The following is a 21975-nucleotide window of genomic DNA, read 5'->3' as shown; positions in this document are numbered from 1 at the left end:
AAAGGGCCGCTAGCGGCCCTTTTCTTTTATCAGTTACAACGTGCTGTTACTTGCTGTCAGGCAGCGCATAAGCAATCACGTAATCACCGCGATCCGGTGACTGACGTGCACCGCCTGCCGAGATCAGAATGTACTGCTTACCGGTTTTTGGTGAGACATAGCTCATCGGACCGCCCTGACTTCCCACAGGCAGACGCGCTTTCCACACCTCTTTACCGGTTGCGCTATCGAATGCCCGCAGATAGTAATCCTGGGTGCCGGCAATAAAGACCAGACCGCCCTGAGTTGCCAGCGTGCCGCCCAGCGTTGGCATACCGATTGGCATTTTGGCGCGCATTTTAATCCCAAACGGACCGGTATCCTGTACGGTACCAACCGGGACCTGCCAGACGATTTTCTGGGTTTTCATATCGATAGCTGACAAGGTACCAAACGGCGGTGCCTGGCAGGGAATGCCCAGCGGTGACATAAAGCGGTTCTTGTTCACCGCATAAGGTGTGCCTTTCAGAGGAACGGCGCCCATACCGGTATTAATCGCTTCACCGCCGTTGCTGCCACGGGAAACCTTGCTGGTATCCACCGGAATCATCTGTACCCACAATCCTAAACGCATGTCGTTGACAAACAACAGGTTGTTATTTGGATCGGTGGACATGCTGCCCCAGTTCATCCCACCCAGCGAGCCAGGGAAGCTCAGCGACTTATCGGTGCCCGGCACGGTAAACAGGCCGTCATAGCGCATGGATTTAAACGCGATACGGCAGGCAAGCTGATCGAACGGCGTGGCGCCCCACATATCAGACTCTTTCAGTTTCTGATTGCCAATCATTGGCATACCGGTCGAATGCGGCTGGGTTTTCGTATATTGCTCGTTCGGGATATGCCCCTGCGGCATCGGCAGCTCTTCCACTTTAGTGAGAGGCTTGCCGGTCAGACGATCCAGCACAAAGATCATGCCGGTCTTGCCGCCGATAACCACCGCAGGTTTGGTGCTGCCGTCCTTCATCGGGAAGTCGATCAGGCTGGGCTGCATCGGCAGATCGAAGTCCCAGAGATCGTTATGTACGGTCTGATAAACCCACTTCTCTTTGCCGGTTGTGGCATCAAGCGCCAGTACCGAGGCACCGTATTTATGGTCCAGTGCGTTGCGGTTCGCACCCCACAGATCGACTGAGGAGCTTCCCATTGGAATAAACACGGTGTTCATGGCCGGATCATAGGACATGGGTGCCCATGAGTTCGGCGTACTCCGCGTATAGTCCTTACCCGGCATCAGAATGGCATTTGGATCGGTATTGCCCGGGTCAAAGGCCCAACGCATCTGGCCGGTGATCACGTCAAAACCGCGCAACACACCGCCAGGCATGTCTGTTTTAACGTTGTCAGCCACGCGCCCGCCTACGACAACTGTTGTACCGGCAATCGTGGGTGCAGACGTGAGCTGATAAAGGGGATCGGGCGCATCACCCAGGCCCGCTTTGAGATCGACGATGCCGTGGTTTCCGAAGTCCTCACAGAATTCACCGTTGTCGGCATTGATAGCAATAAGACGTGCATCAATGGTATTCATCAGAATACGGCGCTGGCAGCTGTCTCCGGCAGCCAGAGTCACGCCTGGGACCGGCGTTGATCCCGGTTGAGTTGGCTGGGTAAGCGGTTTGGTGGCATCAAAATAGGCCAGTCCACGGCAGCGCGGCCAGACTTCTGCCTGGGCATTAATTTCACGCTTCCAAATCTGCTTGCCGCTGTCGGCTTCAACCGCAATCACATTGTTATGCGGGGTGCAAAGATAGACGGTATTTCCCACCTGCAGCGGGGTTTGCTGATCTTCAGCACCATTGCCGGTTGGGCTTTCTGGAATATCGCCAGTGTGGTAAGTCCAGGCGACCTGCAGATCCTTCACGTTATCGCGGGTGATCTGGTCCAGCGCAACAAACCGGCTTCCCCCTGCGGTATTCCCATAGTGATCCCAGTTTTGCTGTTGCTTTGACTTATCCACCGGGATCAGCGGCAGCTCCTGACCGGTTGAAGCAACGGTAGGATGAGGCTGGAACATCTGCACTAATGTGGCAACCATGCCTACGGCAATGACGGCAGAAAAGGCGTACGAGACTTTTGCCAGAGAAGGCTTATTTTCACGCTTACGCAGCGCGGGCCATGTGATGAATGCCAGGATCATTAAACCCGCAGGCACCATCAGGCGGGAAACCAGTGGCCAGAAATCCAGCCCGGCGTCGATAACGGCCCAGATTAACGTCCCGACAAACACCAGCAGGAACAGAACCACTGCCGATGATTTGGCACGGACAAACTGAATGGCGGACAGCACCATCACGATGCCTGCAATCAGAAAATACCAACTGCCGCCCAGCGTCGCGAGTTTCCCCCCGCCAACAGCAAAGAACAGGCCGGTTGCCAGTAGCACCAGCCCGAGCAGCACGGACCATATTCTCAACCCTTTACCGGATCGAGATGATGTTTCAGCCATAACACTTACTCTCCTGATAAACAAAGCCGTTCCTGTCCTGTGCGACCCGGCTCATCGCCGGTCACGGTGCAGGTAAAAGAAACAGCGTTGTTTTATTCCAATTAAAGCGGACCCGCGTTCATGAAATGAATGATGTGTTCCGGAGGCAGCCCATGCTGGCGTGACTCCGTCATGACGCGGCAAAAATTGTACCACCTGGTACGTTATCCCGTGAAGGTTTAAACGTGTTCGTTACGAAGCAATAGCATTTTCGCTACAAATTTTTACGCCGTTACGGCTCGCAGCGTTTGGATCGTTATGTGTTGCAGGTTGAAGCACCCAGACGTCAGGCAGGAACAATCCTGTAAGTCAGACGATGTTTTGAAACTAAGCCGTGACCATGATTACAAAAGTAGTCAGTCGCGCCGCAGCTTCTGAGTTGCTCAAGGGGCTGATGGCAGTCGGGGCAGACAGGCTGATAGTGATAACGGACACCACAACCTGTACAGATAAGATCGGTGGCGTCCGGGGCTAAGGGTTGCTGACATTTTTCACAGGTTGCGCTCATTTTTTTCATCCGGCCAGGCAAATAAGCGCAATTCTAGGACAAAAAAAAGAGGGCCATCTGGCCCTCGATCAGTTAACGCTTATTTTTCTTCATATGCGCCATCAAACGCTTGCGCTTTCGCTGTTGCGTCGGCGTCAGCAGATTGCGTTTGCCTTCATAAGGGTTTTCACCCTCTTTAAACTGAATGCGGATTGGCGTCCCCATCACGTTCAGTGAACGACGGAAGTAGTTCATCAAATAACGTTTGTAGGAGTCCGGCAGGTCTTTAACCTGATTACCGTGTATCACCACAATCGGTGGGTTATAACCGCCCGCATGGGCATATTTCAGTTTAACGCGACGACCGCGAACCAGCGGTGGCTGATGGTCTTCCGCTGCCATGTTCATAATGCGCGTCAGCAGTGACGTGTTTACTCGCTTCGTGGAGCAATCGTATGCTTCCGTGACGGACTCAAACAGGTTGCCTACGCCGCTGCCATGCAACGCCGAGATGAAGTGCACGCGCGCAAAATCGATAAAGCCCAGACGGAAGTCGAGCGTTTCTTTGACTTCGTCACGGACTTCCTGCGACAAGCCATCCCATTTGTTCACCACGATCACCAGTGAACGTCCGCTGTTCAGGATAAAGCCCAACAGGGACAGATCCTGATCGGAAATGCCGGCACGCGCATCGATCACCAGCATCACTACGTTAGCGTCTTCAATCGCCTGCAACGTTTTGATTACCGAGAATTTCTCGACCGTATCCGTGATTTTTCCGCGCTTACGTACGCCAGCGGTGTCGATCAACACATACTCGCGACCGTCACGTTCCATGGGAATGTAGATACTGTCACGGGTGGTGCCTGGCATGTCGTAAACGACCACGCGATCTTCACCGAGAATACGGTTAGTCAACGTAGACTTACCGACGTTAGGACGGCCAACAATCGCCAGCTTAATTGGCAAGGTTGTAGGATCGAAATCATCCTCTTCTTCCTCTTCCTCACCGTTTTCTTCTGCCGCTAAGGCTGCCCAGTAAGCTTCGTTTTCGTCTTCTTCGGTCATCTCGACCGGATCGACCTTCTCCATCCACGGCAGCAGGGCCGTTTCAATCAGGCTGGTGACACCGCGGCCATGAGAAGCGGCGATGGCGTGAATCTCACCCAGCCCCAGAGAATAGAAGTCTACGACCGCCTGATCCGGATCCAGTCCGTCAGTTTTATTCGCGACCAGAAACGTCGCTTTTTGGCGAGAGCGAAGATGTTTTGCAATTTGCTGATCGGCGGCCATCATGCCTGCGCGCGCGTCCACCATAAACAGCACAACGTCTGCTTCTTCAATCGCCAGCAGCGACTGCTCTGCCATACGCGTTTCAACACCGTCTTCGGTGCCATCAATACCGCCGGTATCGATAACAATAAATTCGCGCCCTTCCACTTCGGCGCGACCATATTTGCGATCGCGAGTCAGTCCAGGAAAATCCGCTACCAGCGCATCTCGTGTGCGGGTTAAACGGTTAAACAGCGTAGATTTTCCCACATTGGGACGCCCAACCAGCGCGACCACAGGTACCATAACAATGCCTCAATAATGTATTAAATCGCCCGAATGGCGTGATTATAACGGCTTTAGCCGCTCAGTTCAGGCTTAAGGCGCTAAGGATACCATGCCTGACTAAAAACGAAACGGCCCCTGATGAAATCAGGAGCCGTTGTGCCGGAAGGATAACCCTGCCTGACAACTTACCCGTTAGCGGGTAATGGCGTAAACTTCACCGTCTTTTGACTGAATCAGCAACTTGTCGCTGGCGACGACTGGCTCAGTCTGGAAGCCTGAACTGTCCAGCTTTTGCTGGGCAACAAAACGGCCGTCGGTGGTGTTCAGCCAGTGCAGATAGCCTTCGCTGTCACCGACCACAAGGTAGCCGTTATACAGGACCGGTGAAGTCAGATTGCGATGCAGCAGATCGCTTTGACGCCAGATAGCCACACCGCCATCCGCGTTGAGGGCAATCACGCGATCGTCCTGATCCACCAGGTAGATACGACCCGCATCCACAATCAGATCTTTCACACCGCCGATTTCACGTTTCCACAAAATCTGACCAGAACGTAAATCCAGTGCAGTCAGGTTACCGTTGTAAGCCAACGCATACACAACGCCGTTAACAATGACCGGCGTGGTATCCACATCGCTCAGACGGTCGATTTCTGTCGCACCGCTCGGCTGTGAAATACGCTGCTGCCAAATCAGCTGGCCCTGGTTCAGAATAACGGCGCTCACGCGGCCGTTATCGCCACCCACGATTGCGCCACCAAAGGCAACAGACGGGGCAGATTCACCGCGCAGTGACAGCGCAGGCATATCCAGGTTAACGGTCCATTTTACTGCACCGCTGGTTTGATCAAGTCCCTGCAGCATACCGTTGCTGGTGTGAACCAGTACCAGGCCATCGCTGACCACCGGACGCGACAGCGCTTCGCCCGCGGCTTTGGCTTGCCATGCAATCGCACCATCGCTGGTGTTCAGTGCATAGACCTGACCACGTTCGCTGCCGATGTAGAGGCGGTCGCCACTCACGGTGATACCGCCAGACAGCATGGCAGAGCGGTTTTTCGAGAAGAAGCCGGTTTTCTCAGAGAGATCGACTTTCCATTTTTCTTTACCATCCGCCGCGTCGAGCGCTTTTACGATACCAAAGCGGTCAGCAGCATAAACGGTGCCGTCTTGCCAGGTCGGGTGCAGGTTAGAGTAGAAATCACCGATTCCATCACCCACGCCAGTGCTCCACACGGTCTGAGGCGTGAACTGATTTTCCACCTTCGGCAATGGGGCCATTTTCACTACATCTTCTTCGCCGCTGAACAGCGAGCAACCACTGAGCAAGGTGACTGAGATCAGCCCCGGCAGCAGGTATTTACGTAATTCCATGCGCTCTCTCTTGACTGGCTTAGCTTAAGTTATTCATCTTCATCTGCATCATTTGCTTCAGTGCAGGAGACGCATCAGATTCGACGCCTTTGCTCCATGCATCGCGCGTGCCCTGCTTATCGCCTTTGCTCAGCAGCGCTTCGCCGCGGATGTCAGCGACAATGGCTGTCCAGCCATCACCCTTCACACCGTCAAGGGTTTTAAGTGCTGCATCAGCCTGATTTTGTTGCAGTTGAATGCGTGCCAGACGCAGGTTAATGACCGCCTGCAGGTTGGCATCTTTCGTGTCTTTCAATCCGTTTTGCAGCAGGGTTGCGGCTTTGTCCAGCTGATTGCTGTCGACATACTGCTTCGCCAGATCCAGTGCCGCCAGGGCACCGTAGGTATTACTGTTTTCGCTGGCGAAAGTGTTTACCGCTTCCAGCGTTTCTGGCTTACCGGCCTGCATGGCACTGGTGACTTTCTGGTATTCAGCTGACACGGTTTTAGCTGAATCCTGCTGATGGCTGGACCAGTAACGCCAGCCGCCCAGCGCAGCGATCCCGATGACGACACCGACAGCTAAGGCTTTACCGTTGTTGGCGAAAAAGCGACGCAGCGCATCAACCTGTTCGTTCTCATTGCTATAAACTTCCACGCAATCCTTCTCCTTTCAATGGTTGTGCTGTGACACGCTTACTGCAACAGCGTGCGCAGTGCAGCAGCCGCATCCGCCTGCGCCAGCGTTTGCTGTTCGCCATTGCGCAGATCTTTAATCACGACCTGACCGGCCTTCTGTTCATCTTCACCCAGCACCAGAGCAACGCGAGCGCCCCACTTATCCGCACGGGCAAACTGCTTCTTGAAGTTACCGCCACCAAAGTTGGTCATCAGTTTCATGTCGGGCAGTTGGTCACGCAGCTTTTCAGCCAACTGCATCGCCGCTGACTGAACCCCCTGGCCGGAAGCGATAACATAGACATCGACATTGCGCGCGGGTTCAAATTCCGGATTAACCGCCTGCACTAACAACACCAGGCGCTCCATTCCCATGGCAAAACCAACAGCAGGCGTTGCCCGACCGCCCAGTTGTTCGACCAGGCCATCATAACGACCACCACCGCAAACGGTGCCCTGCGATCCCAGGCTGTCGGTAACCCATTCAATCACCGTGCGGTTGTAATAATCCAGCCCGCGCACCAGGCGCTGATTGACCGTATAGTCAATACCGGCGTCGTCCAGCAGCGCACGCAGACCGTCAAAATGCTCGCGTGACTCCGCATCCAGATAATCGCCCAACTGGGGCGCATCATTTAACAACGTCTGAATATCGGGGTTTTTGCTGTCGAGTACACGCATTGGGTTGCTGTACATGCGGCGCTTGCAGTCTTCGTCCAGCGCGTCTTTGTGCTGTTCCAGAAATGCCACCAGCGCGTCGCGATAGCTGGCACGGGCTTCAAGCGAACCAATGGAGTTCAGTTCCAGACGAACATGATCGGCGATACCCAGCGCTTTCCACCAGCGCGCATTGAGCATAATCAGTTCGGCATCAATATCCGGCCCCTGCAGGCCAAACACTTCAACGCCTATCTGATGAAACTGGCGATAGCGCCCTTTCTGAGGTCGCTCGTAGCGGAACATCGGGCCCATGTACCACAGGCGCTGTTCCTGATTATAAAGCAGACCGTGTTCGATACCTGCACGCACGCAGCCTGCCGTCCCTTCCGGACGAAGCGTCAGGCTTTCGCCATTGCGATCGTCAAAGGTATACATCTCTTTTTCAACCACATCGGTAACTTCACCAATGGCGCGTTTGAACAGAGGAGTCTGCTCTACGATAGGTAAGCGAATTTCGCTGTAACCATAGTTCGCCAGCACTGACTTCAGTACCGCTTCAATCCGTTGCCAGATGGCCGTATCCGCAGGCAGAAAATCGTTCATCCCGCGAATCGCTTGAATATTCTTCGCCACGTTAAAATCTCTTAATACAAAAAAACCTGTCCGGCATCATACCTCATGAGGATGAAACCGCACAGGCTCAGCTAAAAAAGTCATGCATGCCGTACAGGAACCGGATTATTTTTCCAGTTGCTGCACGTCAATACGACGGGATTCATCCAGCATGGCCGCTTTGGCACGAATGCGCGCTTCCAGTTGATCGATCATATCGTCATTATCCAGACGCACGCGCTGACGCACGCCATCTTCATAGAAGCCGCTTTTCTTGTTGCTGCCAGTCACGCCCAGCGTGGATACCGTGGCTTCGCCCGGACCATTCACCACACAGCCGATAATGGAGACGTCCATCGGGGTGATGATGTCTTCCAGGCGCTGCTCCAGGGCGTTAACCGTACCGATAACGTCAAACTCCTGACGTGAACAGGTCGGGCAGGCAATGAAGTTGATACCGCGAGAACGAATGCGCAGCGACTTCAGAATATCAAAGCCGACTTTCACCTCTTCAACCGGATCGGCGGCCAGAGAAATACGCAACGTGTCGCCAATCCCTTCGGCCAGCAACAGCCCCAGGCCGATAGCGGACTTCACCGCACCTGCGCGCGCGCCGCCCGCTTCCGTAATCCCAAGATGCAGAGGCTGCTCGATTTGTTTTGCCAGCAGACGATAAGATTCAACCGCCAGAAAAACATCCGAGGCTTTAACGCTGACTTTGAATTGATCGAAGTTGAGGCGATCCAGATGATCGACATGTCGCATCGCTGATTCCAGCAGGGCCTGCGGCGTAGGTTCACCGTATTTTTCCTGCAGATCTTTTTCCAGCGATCCGGCGTTAACACCGATACGAATGGGGATATTTTTATCGCGGGCGCAGTCAACGACGGCGCGAATACGCTCGTTATTACCGATATTGCCCGGATTAATACGCAGGCAGTCCACGCCGTATTCAGCCACTTTAAGCGCGATACGGTAGTCAAAGTGGATATCGGCCACCAGCGGCACATTGACCTGCTGCTTAATCAGCTTAAAGGCTTCTGCGGCATCCATGGTCGGTACCGAAATGCGCACGATATCAACGCCCACGCGCTCAAGGGCTTTAATCTGGTTTACCGTCGCGGCCACGTCAGTGGTGCGGGTGTTGGTCATCGACTGGACGGCGATTGGCGCGCCGTCGCCAACGGGCACCTGGCCGACGTAAATACGTTTGGACTTACGGCGGATAATGGGTGCTTGGTTATGCATATTTCTTCTCCACAATTGCCCGGTACACGCGATACGCTGTTATTGCGCACCCAACGTCAGGCGAGCAACCTGGTTATTACGGATAAAACGACTTAAATCAACGGGTTTATTCTGATATTGCACCTGAACAACAGATGGCGCGCCAATTTTCAGACGATAAGGCGCTGTGCCTGACAGGCTCAGTTTGCCGCCGCTACGCTGAATACCGCTGAACAGTTTTTTACCGGTAGCATCCGTGACGTCCAGCCAGCAGTCGCCTGTAAAGGTCATGACCACTGAATTGGGATCGGCAGCCGGTTCGCTGACCGCCGCTGCGCCTACTGGCATCTGCTGCGCAGTGTTGGCCGGTGCAGTGCTACTGGTATCAGTCGGTGCCTGCGAAGGCGACACGACCGCGTTGTTCTCTTCCTGCTGCGTCGCCGCAGCCGTGTTATTGCCGTTACTGCTTTCAGCGGGGGCCGTGCTGGTCGCTGCGCCAGTGTTAGCCGGTGTACTGCTGGTATTATTGTTCAGCGGTACGCTGGTGCTGTTATCCGTTGATGCGGCGTTAGTTTGCCCTAACGGGATTGACTGGCTGCTGTCGCTGCTACTGCCGTTCTGATCGGCCATCGACACCAGTTCATCCTGAGAGGCTTTATGGTTCTGCCACCACCAGGCACCTGTCAGACCGACCACCACGAAGATCACCAGCCAGGTGAAAATCATCAGCCAGCCGTCGCGTTTCTTACGGCGTTTGCCCAGGGAAAAACTCTGCATCGGCTCAATTTTTGTGGCGCGAACCGGCGTCTGTTTTTCCATCATCGGCAGCAGTTCCTCTTCAGGAATATGCACCAGACGGGCATAAGAACGGATGTAACCGCGCAGGAAGGTAGAGGCTAAATTCGCAGGTAATCTGTCTTCTTCAATTTCACGTACGGTAGAAAGTTTAAGGCACAGGCGTTCAGCAACATGTTGCTGCGTGAGTCCCATTTGTTCACGGGCCAGACGCAGGCGTGTACCTGTGGAATGAACTGCAGAATTTTCTTGAGTGGCTTCAGTATTCATTAGCTAAATAACGCTGGTACTGTATCGATTGCGGAAAACGTCGCGCTAACTGGTCGCCATAACGTGAAACGTCTGCGGCATTTCCCTGTTGCGCGGCGAAACGTATGTGTAACGCCAGGCTGCGTGCCGTCGTCGGCAGCGGCTGGTAAAGCTCTAATAATAGCGCTACGTTAGCCCACTGGTCATTTTCGACCGCGCTTTCAGCTTCGGCTAGTAGCGCCTCTCCTTTACTCTGGTCCGCATCGAGCGCATATGACAACGCAGCACGCGCTGCCTGTCTGTCCCCTGCCCGCAGATAACAATACCCCGACAGTTCATACGCATCGATACGGGCGTCTCCTTCCTGCGCACCCTTCGCCCGGATAAACTGTTGATGCGCATCATCATACTGCCCTAAAGCGCAAAGAAACGCACCGTAATTGTTAGGGATGTAACCATTATGTGGCGCAATTCGCTGCGCATTTGAAAAATGGAAATGCGCAGCGGCGTTTTGCCCTTGCCGCTGAGCCAGCCTGGCTAAGGCCAGGTGCACCCGGTAATCCTGGGGATCAGCAGCCTGTGCCCGCAGGAGATTGCGGCGCGCAGCGGGGTAATCTTCCACTGCCAGGTAGTGCATACCCAATTGCAAACGCAGTTCTGCTGCCCCGGGTTGTGACGGTGAACTGACACAACCGCTTACAACAAAAACGGCCAGTAATGCCGCGCGCATCCCTTTGCACATATCGTCTCCATCCTGTTATCTCTGTGGCGGGCATCAGCCTGCCACGCAGAGACAGAATGGGAAACGCTGTTAATCAGCCTTTCAGAGCGCCTTCACAGATATCGCTTCGCCCGCCATTTTCTTACGCAGGGTACGCTTGGTACGGTCAATGACTTCACCGGCTAACTGACCGCAGGCGGCATCAATATCATCACCACGGGTTTTACGCACAATGGTGGTAAAACCGTAGTCCATCAGCACCTTAGAAAAGCGGTCGATACGGCTGTTAGAGCTACGGCCATAAGGCGCACCCGGGAAGGGGTTCCATGGGATCAGGTTGATTTTACAGGGCGTTTCTTTCAGCAATGCTGCCAGTTCATGCGCATCATCCGTGCTGTCGTTAACATGATCCAGCAACACATACTCGATGGTGACACGTCCCTGGTTTGCATTGGATTTACCAATGTAGCGTTTAACCGCGGCCAGGAAAGTTTCAATATTGTACTTCTTGTTAATGGGTACGATGTCGTCGCGCAGTTTGTCATTTGGCGCATGCAGCGAAATCGCCAACGCAACGTCAATCATGTCACCCAGCTTGTCGAGGGCCGGAACCACGCCCGAGGTCGACAAGGTGACACGGCGTTTTGACAAACCAAAACCGAAGTCATCCAGCATGATTTCCATAGCCGGGACGACATTATTCAGGTTAAGCAACGGCTCGCCCATGCCCATCATCACCACGTTGGTGATAGGACGCTGGCCGGTGACTTTGGCGGCACCGACAATTTTTGCAGCACGCCAGACCTGGCCAATAATTTCTGATACGCGCAGATTGCGGTTAAAGCCTTGCTGTGCCGTCGAGCAGAATTTACATTCCAGTGCGCAACCCACCTGAGATGACACGCACAAGGTCGCGCGCTCACCTTCCGGGATATAAACCGTTTCAACCAGCTGATCGCCTACGCGAATAGCCCATTTAATGGTGCCATCCGTTGAGCGCATCTCTTCGGCCACTTCCGGGGCGCGAATTTCGGTGAGTTCCATTAAGCGATTACGCAGCTTCTTGTTAATGTCGGTCATCTGCTCGAAATCATCGCAGCAGTAGTGGTAAATCCACTTCATCACCTGATCGGCACGGAACGGTTTTTCACCGAGCGAGACAAAAAATTCACGCATCTGCTGACGGTTAAGATCCAGCAGGTTGATTTTTTGGCTCTTCGGAGAGACGGAAATAGGCGAGGTGGACGCGGACGTCACAATCTGTTCGGACATAATGTTCTCTGGCCTCGTTGTTACACGTTATGGCGCTGTTGGGAAAAGAAAAAAATTACGCCTTCACTAAGCTGACTCAATGAAGGCGCAATATTGTACAACATCTGCTGCCTGATAACAGGTGAGACTTGCCTGTGTTCAGCAGATTTTTGTAAAGCCGCGTACGCGTCAGCCGCTAAGGGATTAACGCGTGCGTGGGCAGATTTCGTTTTCGCCGAAGAAGTAGGCAATTTCACGGGCTGCTGATTCTGCAGAATCTGAACCGTGAGTGGCGTTCTCGGTGAAGCTGTCAGCATAGTCAGCACGCAGTGTACCGGCCAGTGCGTTAGCAGGGTTAGTTGCACCCATCAGGTCACGGTGACGCTGAACGGCATTTTCACCTTCCAGCACGGAAACCACAACCGGGCCAGACGTCATGAATTCAACCAGACCGTCGAAGAACGGCTTGCCCTGGTGCTCTGCGTAGAAACCTTCAGCCTGCTCTTTGCTCAGCTGCAGCATTTTTGCGCCAACGATTTTGAAGCCTGCGCTTTCAAAACGGTTGTAGATAGCACCGATCACGTTTTTCGCGACGGCGTTTGGCTTGATGATAGAAAAAGTACGTTCGATTGCCATGATGACCTCTGTCTTGACGTTCTGAAGAAACCGGAGGCGCGCCCCGGCTAAGAAACGGCGCCGATTATAGGGGTTGAGTGTGACGTTGCCTATCACAGAACCCATAATTTATTGAAAAATCTTGATCTGCGTCTGTGCGGACAGCTTTCCACTGTGATTTAGCGCAAAAAACACTCAATCGCGGGTAAAGCCGACGGAAGCGAGTTGACCGGCTTCATCCATCACCACCAGCTGATAATCGCCAGCCCGGTCGAGGCGCAGCGACAGCGTGCCGTTCTGACTTTCCGTCTCAAGCGGCTCGCCATTTAAAAACCACCAGCGCTGAACGCCCTGACCACCCTGCACCGCCACCGGCATCACCAGCGTCGTAGTGCCCGGCAGCGGCTGAACGCGCTGTCCTTCGATAACGCCGGTGACAATCAGCGGCGCGCTGCTGCCCTGCTGCAAAGGCGGACACCGGGTGTCGATAGCGGGTAAACGCTGCGCCCGACGCTCCTGCGGGGGCAGCCAGGCCTCCAGCGGCAGCGGCCACACCAGGCGTTCATGGCTGATAGCATGCGGACAATCCGCCGCAACCCGCAAACCCTGATCGTTCTGCCAGTAGTGCAGGCGTAAGCCGCTCAGGCTTTCCTGCCCCGGCGCGAGTAAAGTGGGCGGTAGCGTCTCATTTAACACCCAGCTCTGCCGCCGCTGTCGACAGTTCTCATCCCCGGCAGGCAATGGCTGACCGCCAGGCCAACAGATGCTGGCCACGCTGACCGACGCTGGACGCGGATCGGTGGGCATTTCCTGAGCGGCTACGCGGTTCATCAGTACGCTGTTAATTTGATTCATAACAGGCACGGCAGACGCGAAGCCAAATTGGCCGGCCACCGGTGTGGCATCCGGTCGTCCAACCCAGACGCCGATTAAATAACGAGGATTTATCCCCACCGCCCACGCATCGCGGTAGCCATAGCTGGTGCCGGTTTTCCACGCCAGTGGTACGACAGCAGGCGCGCTGCCATTGCCAGCAGGCTGGGCCTCTCCCGCCAGAATATGGCGGATAATCCAGGCGGCACCCGGCGAAAGCAGCGGGCGCGCCTGTAAAGGTTGATCGGCCATCCAGCGCAGTTGAGCGGCGTTGCCATGACGGGCAAAGGCACTATAGGCCGCGACGATATCGTCCATGCGCGCCCCGGTGCCGCCGAGTATCAAGGAGAGGTTTGGCTCCGCCCCCGGTGGGAAACGTAAATTCAGCCCCACGTTGCGCAGACGTGCGGCGACATTTTTGGGGCCAAGCGCCTCCAGCAGTTGAACGGCGGGCAGGTTTAGCGATCGTACTAATGCCTCGCTGGCACTGACCGGGCCATGAAAACCGGTATCGAAGTTGCCTGGGCGGTAATCGCCAAAGCGGCGCGGGACATCCTGCAGTAAGGACTCGGCATGAATGAGCCCATCGTCCAGCGCCATGCCATAGACAAAGGGTTTTAATACCGAGCCTGGCGAACGCACGCTGGCAATCATATCGACATGACCAAACCGGCTGTCATCACTAAAGTCTACGGAGCCGACATAACCCCGTACCGCCATTGTCGTGTGATCCACCACCAGCATCGCCAGCGAGGTCCGTGGGGGGAGCTGGTTTTTAACATTCAGCGCCATGTTTTCCAGTTCACGCTGCAGGGACGGGTCCAGCGTAGAGACAATTTTATCGTGCGTGGTCATCGACAGCAGTCGTCGCGCCAGCAACGGCGCCATCTGCGGCATCTGGCGCGGCGGAAGCCAGACCGGTTCCTCGCGGATTTCGGCGACCTGGCGGGGCGACCAGACATGATACTGTGCCAGCCTGTCCAGCACCTTGTTACGTGCGGCTTCCGCCCGCTCTGGCCAGCGATCGGGGCGCAGACGACTGGGTGCCTGCGGCAATACGGCCATCAGGGCCGCTTCGCCTCGTGTCAGCTGCGACGGGGCTTTTCCCAGCCAGCTCCAGCTTGCCGCCCCAATCCCTTCCAGCGTGCCACCAAAGGGCGCGCGATTCAGATAAAGCGTTAAGATGTCGCGTTTAGAAAGATGCCACTCCAGTTGCAGAGCGCGCCATGCCTGAATCAGCTTGCCGCGCAGTGTTCGCGGTTGCGGGTCAATGAGTCGTGCCACCTGCATGGTTAAGGTGCTGCCGCCCGAAATGACGCTGCGATGACGCAGATCCTGCCAGGCTGCGCGAAGCAGGGCCAGGGGATTAATGCCGGGATGGTACCAGAACCAGCGATCTTCATAGGTCAGCAACGCCTGTAAATAGGCAGGCGAGACGTCACTGGGGGTGACGGGATAGCGCCAGATGCCCTGGCTGTCGGCAAAGCGCCACAGTGGCGTGCCATCCTCGGCGACCACCACGCGTGCGGGCTGCACCTCTTTGAGGGGCAAGGGGAATAACCGATCCAGAATCAGCGGGATAAACAGCAAGGCCAGAATAAAAAGCGGCAGGGCTACCCACCGCTTTTTGATGTGCCTGTTTTTGATCACAACCCGGCCCGGCTACGGTTGTACATGCAGCTGTTGCGGCGTAGCGCCAATCGCCCGCCACTCAGGTACGTACATCGATTCCACCTGCGGTGGCGGCATGTGGTAGAGGCCCGGCGTCACCGCGCGCGCCAGATACATCAAGGTGGCAGGACGATAAGTATCCACTGCCAGCGCGGCAACGAAGCGATCGTCACGGAACTCAATATGCCGGATGTTGGCCTGCTGCATATCCATCATGCTCTCTTTTAACGCATCCGCACTGTCACCCAGGCTGGCACTGCTGTCTGCCAGATTCTGGTTTTCCAGCTCCAGCCCGGCCGGTAACAGATCCACGACCAGCGCATCGCTGATGCGGCGTTTCGCGACCACGGTAAGACGGACCACCAGCAATTCACCGCTGCGCAGATTATTGAGATCCGCCAGTTTACCGTCCAGGGTGAAGTACTCTCGCTTAACGGACAGCATATGGCTGACCGGATTCGGCGGCGTCAGCGGATAACCGACCACATTCAGGCTGCCATACAGCGGTGCCGTGCCAGGATTGCTCACCTCAACGCCTTGCGCCAGTTGTTGATTATCCAGCCCTTTATTCACAGGCCCACTGCTGCTTACGGGCGGTTGATGACCCTGTAATATCGCCTGCCAGTCCTTACCCTGTGCGGTTTGCAGCGTGCGCGCCGCCAGGTAAAGCGCATTGTTCTCCTGGGTGGAGAGCCAGCGCTTCCCGTTCAGCTCTTTTGACAGTGACAGCAGCAGGCTGTTTTGCAGTTCCGGCTGCAGCTGATATTCCGCTAACAGGGCGATCATCATCCCCTCATCACGCACCGTGCTGCCATAGTCGCCAAACCAGCGGCTTTCAGGTCGTGACAGCGTGGCGCCCTGCATCACAGCCAGCGGCGAACGCTGCCCATCCCCCATCAGCTTCAGCGCTACACCCAACTGCATCAGCGCCAGCCCCGATTTGGCCTTGTCACGCTTTTCGTAAAGCGCACGCAACGCGCCCAGTGGCGCACGCTGCTGACGCGCCAGCACCAGGCCGGCATAAGCCTGAACGCTGAAACGCAATGCATCGGTGTCGGCACTGCCACCGGCGGTGATTTGTGAAGGGTCCTGTAAATAACGCAGCAGCCGTGCGTTAGCCCGATCAATCACGTCAGGGGGCAAGGCATAGCCCGCTTCGCTGGCGCGCAGTAAAAAGTCGGTAACATAAGGTGTAAGCCAGAACTCCTCTTCACTCTGCTTACTCCACAACCCAAAACTGCCGTCAGCACGCTGCATCCCGGCCAGACGGGCGATGCCGGTGTCAACGGCGGCCCGACGAACGTCATCACTGCTGGTTTTTATCCCCATAGCGCTGAGCTGCGCCTGACTGGTATAGAGCGACGGCCAGAGACCGCTGGTGGTCTGCTCCAGACAGCCATAGGGATAGGCATAAAGCGCACTGATGTAGCTGGCGATATTTAAAGGCGGACGATTACTCAGAGTCAGTTGTCCACTCAGGGTTTCTGCATCCAGACCCGCAAATGCCGCCGCCGTGACTTGCCAGGGGCTATCGTGGTCAATGACAGCGGCAAAATTGAGGGTTTGCGCAGGATAAGGCGGCCTTACGCCAATCTTCCACGTCTGCTGACTGGGCCGCACCGTCTCACCGGGCAGGTTCAGTCCTGAAATCTGCACCTGCACTTCGCCGTCACCAAACCCGGTTTTCGCCGTCACGGGCACCTGTAAGGTGGTCCTTTCGCCTTTTGCCAGCGTCACGTTTTGTGTGGCCGCGCCCGACAGTCCTATCAGACCTTTGGCAGTCAAATCTACCTTCAGCGTTTGCGGCAGGTCCGTCAGATTGGTGATATCCAGTGCCAGTGACGCGCTGTCCCCGCTGGCCAGAAAACGCGGCGTGGCCAGTTCGCTGACCAGCGGGGCAGCCACCACCAGTTTGCGTTCTGCTGCGCCAAAGCTGTCATCGCTCCAGACCTGCGTCATCAGCCGCAGCTCGCCGTTAAAGGCCGGAATGGGCAGTGCCACTGAGCCCTTGCCGTTTTTATCCAGCGTAACGGCCTGAAGTTGCTGTGCCACGATATTGACATGGGTGACCGGTTTTTTACCGCCGCGCGTCATGGATTCGTCTTCACCGTCTCCGCCAAAGCGCAGAGCGGCCAGCCGTCCACCGCCTTCAATCAGTTGACCAAACACATCGTACTGATCGACGTTATAACGCTTGCGACCGAAAAAAGCCGTCCAGGGATCTGGCGTTTTATAATCCGTCACGCTTAACACACCGCTGTCTACCGCTGACAGCAGGACGTGCACCTTGTCAGGCAGCGGGCCGCCTTCACGGCTGGCCTGAACGTTCACCGTCAGGTTCTGCTCAGGACGGACCTTATCGGGTGCGTCCAGCGTCAGCGTTAAACGTCGCGCCTCGGTCGCCATCGGCAGATGTAACAGTCCGACCGCCCGTTTCGGCGTTGCGCCGCTGGCCTTGTCCCCTTCCCGAACCACAATGGCACTGAAATAGAGATCGTGACGCTGCCAGTTGTCCGCGATCGGCACGTCCACCTGCGTTCCACCCTGCGGCACCGTTAAGGGTTGCCACCAGAGCGTCCCGCTGCTGGATTCCACCATCAGATAGCCTTTCCCGGCCGTGGGCGATTCGACCTGCAAATGGACGGTTTCACCCGGCTGATACGCGGCTTTATCCAGCTTCAGCTTGACCTGGTCCGGACGCAGTGCGCCTGTACCATTGGTATTATCCTGCCAGTCATAGCCCGCCTGAAAACGCACGCTGCTAATGATTTTTTCACCTGACTGGACCTCAAGCCGGTAGCTGCCCCACTCAACCGGAAAGCTGACCTTCGTGCTGCCGTCAGCGGGAATGCTGACAGATTGCTCATCTTCCTGCAGGTCTTTGGCATCGTAACGTGACTGCCAGCCTTCGCTGTCAGAGAAACTCCAGTAGTAATCACGCCGTTCACGAATCAAACGCACATCAAGCTTTTCTGCCGCCAGCTTAGCGCCCTGACTGTTGGCATAAACAATATCGAATTCTGCCAGGCTGTTTTCTGGCACGGTCGGCTCATCGTGATAGCTGTCATTGCGGTAATCGTAAACCGATTTATTGCCAAACAGCGGACGAATGCCGGGCAACGCATCCGCGGGCCAGATGGCCTGAGTAGCACGTCGGGTGACCGGGCGACCGCCGGTTTCCAGCAGGCTGGCCTGCAGTATCAGGTTCAGCGGTGAGTGAAGCTGATCCCACTGATTATCCACGGTCAGTTGCGCCTTGCCGTTGGCGTCAAGCTTAAGATCGACATCGTCCAGACTGCGCTTCAGGCCCTGTTCGGTGATGTCACCAAACTGGTAGCCCGGCAGCGCAGCAACCGCTTCACGGGCCGGACGCAGATAGAGCTGTCCCTGCAGCTGATTGCCTGCCGCAGGCGCGCCATACAGATAGCGCCCCTCAATGTCGAACGTAATATCGGCATCCGCTGGCTGGGGTTGTTCATCGTTTTTCAGCGTTAATGCCATGCGCTCAGGCAGAAAATCCTCAACGCGAAAATGCCACTGCCGCAGCTGGTTATCACCGGTATTCAGCCGCAGCATCCAGCCGCCGGTCATCGCCGAAGTCGGTAAAGCAAACCGCTGCTGATAGAAACCGTCCTGCGGCTGCCAGACCACCGTGCGCACTACCTCGCCGTCAGGCTGTACCAGTTCTGCTTTAACCGGTTGGGCCGGTAAAGGCTTGCCGTCAGCATCGCGCAGCAGCGCATTGACGATCACCGTTTCGCCAGGCCGATAAATATCTCGTGGGCCGAAGACGAAGAGCTGTTTGTCATAGCCTTCGGGCCCCGCTACGGGGAATTCGGCTAAATCCAGAGCCGGACGCGCCAGGTCGATCAGCGAGGTTTGCTCGCCCTTCATGGCCAGCAGGAACTTGCCTTTTTCATCCGCATTAAGGCGCAAATGACCGCTGCTGTCGCTGGTGCCGTTTTGCAGCACCTGGCCTTTATCATTCAACAGCCTGATACTGACGCCGGAAAGCGGTGCGCCGTTTTCCAGACTCTGTGCGAAGAGTTCAAACTGGGTGGGAAAGCGGTGCAGCGACAGGCCGATATCGCTCAGGGTAAACAGCGTCGCAGGCATGCTGTAGTGATAAGTGCCCGCCTGCTTCATCACCGCCAGATAAACCCCTGGCTGCTGAAGCGGCTTAATGTCTTTCAGCGGCAACTGCAGTTTTTCCCGCGTGTTACGGGCCGGGTTGAGTTCAAAGCGGCCGGTATACACCAGTTGGCTGGTTTTCAGCAGTTCCTGAGATTGCCAGGTAGACAGGTTGTTGCCGTAATTCCACTGGGATAGGAATTCCGCCAGGCCCGCATTTTTGATTCGGAAAAAATCCACATCCACCTGGTCCACGTTCAACGCCAGTACCGGCAGCCCCTGAGCGATACGCAATGGCAACAGGGAGCCTCGGCTGGCAAAGCCCACCATCGGCTCAATGTCACGGGTAGTGATTTTTTTGCTATAGGCCGTTGCCAGCGTCTCACCGCTGGCGGCGCGCAAGCCCGAATCGACGGTCACGGTGAACTGACGAGAGGGTTCAGGATGGCGAAAACGCAGGGCTTTACGATTGCTGGAAAGCTCCCAACCACCATCGACTTTGCCGTGTTTATCGTCGATCAACCTGACCTTTTGCGCCAGATCCTGCTTGTCATCCAGCGGCTGATTAAAGGTTAAAACCAACGCCGCCGCGCCATCAAGCTGTAATTCAGAGAGATCGATAATGGTGAGCGGTTTGCTGGCCTGCGCGCTGGCTGCAGGGGTTTCTGCACTGACGGGAAAAACAGGTAAGGTGGCGACAGACAGCAGCGATCCACCGATCAGCATGCTGAACAGCAGCCGGTTAATGCGTTTTTTCATGGTAAATCCTTCACCGGGTCCCAGGGGAATTGTTGTATAACGCTGGGCAATTTCACATCAATGCTCGCATTTAATCAACGCTTCTCTTGAGATGGTGTGCACATTACCCGACACTGGCATGACAGATTGCTGAGATGAGGTTGTTATGACGACGCCACTGTTTGTGTCCGCCGACTGGTTACAAGAACACTACAATGATGAAACGCTGCAGGTACTGGACGCACGTATGCTGCCGCCAGGCATGGATGCGGTTCGCAATATCCAGGCTGAATACCTGGCGGGTCATTTGCCCCAGGCACCTTTCTTTAATATTGAAGCACTTTCCGATCACACCAGCCCTTATCCGCATATGCTCCCGCGCGCTGAAAGTTTTGCCGTGGCCATGCGCGAGCTGGGTGTGAACAGTGATAAACATCTGATTGTTTATGATGAGGGCAACCTGTTTTCTGCGCCCCGCGCCTGGTGGATGCTACGCGCATTTGGTGTGGCGCAGGTTTCCATTCTGGCAGGCGGTTTACAAGGCTGGAAAGCCGCCGGATTGACGCTGGCGGAGGGCGAAGTGAGCCTGCCTGAAGGTGAATTTGACGCAGAGTTTGATGATGGCCTGGTGAAACGCCTGACTGACGTGCTGCTGATTAGCCATGAAGGTGGTGCGCAAATTGTGGATGCGCGCGCGGCTAACCGCTTCAATGCCGAGGTAGATGAACCGCGTCCCGGTTTACATCGCGGGCACATTCCCAACAGTTTGAATCTGCCGTGGAACCTGCTGGTTGAACAGGGACAACTGAAGCCGGCGTCCGAACTGCGCGCCCTGTTTGCCGAAGCAGGCGTGGATATTCATCAACCCATTGTCGCCACCTGTGGCTCAGGCGTGACCGCAGTCGTGTTGATTCTGGCGCTGACGTCGCTGGGTGTTCGTGATGTCTCGCTCTATGACGGTTCCTGGGGCGAATGGGGCAGCCGGGACGATTTGCCGATTGCGAAATAAGGAAACGCGCGGCCAGAGCGGCCGCGCGCGTTGTCAGATAATACGCTGACCGCCTTTGAACTCGCGCAGGAAGCTTCCCCAGCGGCGTTCATAAAAGGGCGTAATGTGGGCGGTAAAAAAGTGGCTAATGCCGCGATCTTCTGCCGTGACCTCGCAGATATCAATGGGTGCATCATCCAGTAATGTGTCGCTGGCAACGCTGCCGGCGGCCTGAATAATCGTCTCAATATCGCTGTCCGCTTCAATTCCAATCAGCAAGTTAGCCTGCTCATCAGCATGTTCTCGGATGCTGGCAACAAAGGCGCGTTTCACCTGCTTATATTTACTAAACAGCTGGGTCAGAGAGTCGATCATCTGAGCGGGCGGCTCTGCCACTTCTGACAGCAACAGCGACTGTCCCCCTTCCAGCACGCTTTGCTGCGTGAGTGCACTGCCTTCTTCGCCCAGCAGATGGCTGATTTCCGCGGCGGAGAACTCTTTGCCGGTAGGCAGTTTTGGATTGAGAAACAGGGTTTCGCCGCGCGTCATTTCAAACAGGGTGCGCACGGGTAAACGTAAATACGCCTGTTCGTCATCGACGGCGTCGCTCATTGCCTGTTCGGAAGTAAAAAACGGAATGACGCTGCTGCCATCCTCTTTCTCCCAGTGCTGGAGATCGACTGGCGTGCTGGCATCCAACTGCTGGCTGGTACTTTCGCCGGGGACCCAGACATCGGCTTCCAGCAACAGCTGGAAAAATTCAGGCCGGTGCGCAGGCTCGGTCGCTGCCAGCTTCAGTACCTCTTCAAGACGGTTCATAGTTTACTTCTACCTTCAGA

Annotated in this window: 15 protein-coding genes; 1 reads left to right on the top strand and 14 read right to left on the bottom strand. The window is 55.7% G+C overall.

Annotation, left to right across the window (positions count from 1 at the left end; genetic code table 11):
- Positions 1-46: 46 nt before the first annotated feature.
- From FBY13_RS19600 to FBY13_RS19540, 13 genes are all read right to left on the bottom strand, one after another.
- Positions 47-2488 carry a glucose/quinate/shikimate family membrane-bound PQQ-dependent dehydrogenase gene (locus tag FBY13_RS19600; protein WP_063880559.1) on the bottom strand — a complete coding sequence of 814 codons (2442 nt, stop codon included), beginning with the start codon at positions 2486-2488 and terminating at the stop codon, positions 47-49.
- Between the two features lie 325 nt (positions 2489-2813).
- Positions 2814-3035 (bottom strand): zinc ribbon domain-containing protein, encoded by a 222-nt coding sequence (locus FBY13_RS19595; protein ID WP_074181031.1) that lies wholly within the window; start codon positions 3033-3035, stop codon positions 2814-2816.
- 72 nt (positions 3036-3107) lie between these two features.
- Positions 3108-4592: a ribosome biogenesis GTPase Der gene (der, locus tag FBY13_RS19590; RefSeq protein ID WP_063880560.1), complete on the bottom strand. Its 1485-nt coding sequence runs from the start codon at positions 4590-4592 to the stop codon at positions 3108-3110.
- A 174-nt stretch (positions 4593-4766) separates the two neighbouring features.
- Complete coding sequence (gene bamB, locus FBY13_RS19585; protein WP_063880561.1) at positions 4767-5948, bottom strand: outer membrane protein assembly factor BamB; 1182 nt, start codon at positions 5946-5948, stop codon at positions 4767-4769.
- 19 nt (positions 5949-5967) lie between these two features.
- A complete protein-coding gene (locus tag FBY13_RS19580) occupies positions 5968-6585 on the bottom strand; it encodes a YfgM family protein (protein ID WP_145394935.1) in 618 nt (205 codons plus the stop codon).
- Between the two features lie 38 nt (positions 6586-6623).
- Positions 6624-7898: a histidine--tRNA ligase gene (gene hisS / locus FBY13_RS19575; RefSeq protein WP_145394934.1), complete on the bottom strand. Its 1275-nt coding sequence runs from the start codon at positions 7896-7898 to the stop codon at positions 6624-6626.
- 105 nt (positions 7899-8003) lie between these two features.
- Positions 8004-9125 (bottom strand): flavodoxin-dependent (E)-4-hydroxy-3-methylbut-2-enyl-diphosphate synthase, encoded by a 1122-nt coding sequence (ispG, locus tag FBY13_RS19570; RefSeq protein ID WP_063880564.1) that lies wholly within the window; start codon positions 9123-9125, stop codon positions 8004-8006.
- A gap of 39 nt (positions 9126-9164) precedes the next feature.
- Positions 9165-10169, bottom strand: coding sequence for a cytoskeleton protein RodZ (gene rodZ, locus FBY13_RS19565; RefSeq protein ID WP_063880565.1), 1005 nt, complete (start codon positions 10167-10169; stop codon positions 9165-9167).
- Entirely contained in the window at positions 10159-10890 is a 732-nt protein-coding gene (gene pilW / locus FBY13_RS19560; protein ID WP_145394933.1) for a type IV pilus biogenesis/stability protein PilW, read from the bottom strand. Before pilW ends, rodZ begins: the two co-directional genes overlap by 11 nt.
- 81 nt (positions 10891-10971) lie before the next feature.
- On the bottom strand, positions 10972-12141 hold the full coding sequence (locus tag FBY13_RS19555; RefSeq protein ID WP_063880567.1) for a bifunctional tRNA (adenosine(37)-C2)-methyltransferase TrmG/ribosomal RNA large subunit methyltransferase RlmN: 1170 nt from the start codon (positions 12139-12141) through the stop codon (positions 10972-10974).
- Positions 12142-12324: 183 nt separating this feature from the next.
- On the bottom strand, positions 12325-12756 hold the full coding sequence (ndk, locus tag FBY13_RS19550; RefSeq protein ID WP_003848684.1) for a nucleoside-diphosphate kinase: 432 nt from the start codon (positions 12754-12756) through the stop codon (positions 12325-12327).
- A 174-nt stretch (positions 12757-12930) separates the two neighbouring features.
- Entirely contained in the window at positions 12931-15258 is a 2328-nt protein-coding gene (gene pbpC, locus FBY13_RS19545) for a peptidoglycan glycosyltransferase PbpC (RefSeq protein ID WP_145394932.1), read from the bottom strand.
- 12 nt (positions 15259-15270) lie between these two features.
- Positions 15271-20169, bottom strand: a complete 4899-nt coding sequence (locus FBY13_RS19540) for an alpha-2-macroglobulin (RefSeq protein ID WP_145394931.1) — start codon at positions 20167-20169, stop codon at positions 15271-15273.
- 145 nt (positions 20170-20314) lie between these two features.
- Between FBY13_RS19540 and sseA the strand changes: the two genes are divergently transcribed.
- Positions 20315-21157, top strand: coding sequence for a 3-mercaptopyruvate sulfurtransferase (gene sseA, locus FBY13_RS19535; protein ID WP_145394930.1), 843 nt, complete (start codon positions 20315-20317; stop codon positions 21155-21157).
- Positions 21158-21190: 33 nt separating this feature from the next.
- Here sseA and sseB read toward each other — a convergent pair whose 3' ends face one another.
- Positions 21191-21955, bottom strand: a complete 765-nt coding sequence (gene sseB / locus FBY13_RS19530; RefSeq protein ID WP_096012814.1) for an enhanced serine sensitivity protein SseB — start codon at positions 21953-21955, stop codon at positions 21191-21193.
- Between the last annotated feature and the right edge of the window lie 20 nt (positions 21956-21975).

It is taken from the genome of Pantoea sp. SJZ147 (assembly GCF_007828605.1).
Classification (GTDB): Bacteria; Pseudomonadota; Gammaproteobacteria; order Enterobacterales; family Enterobacteriaceae; genus Pantoea; species Pantoea allii.
The sequence above is the reverse complement of the archived record's forward strand: the minus strand, read 5'-3'. Positions and strand labels throughout refer to the sequence as shown.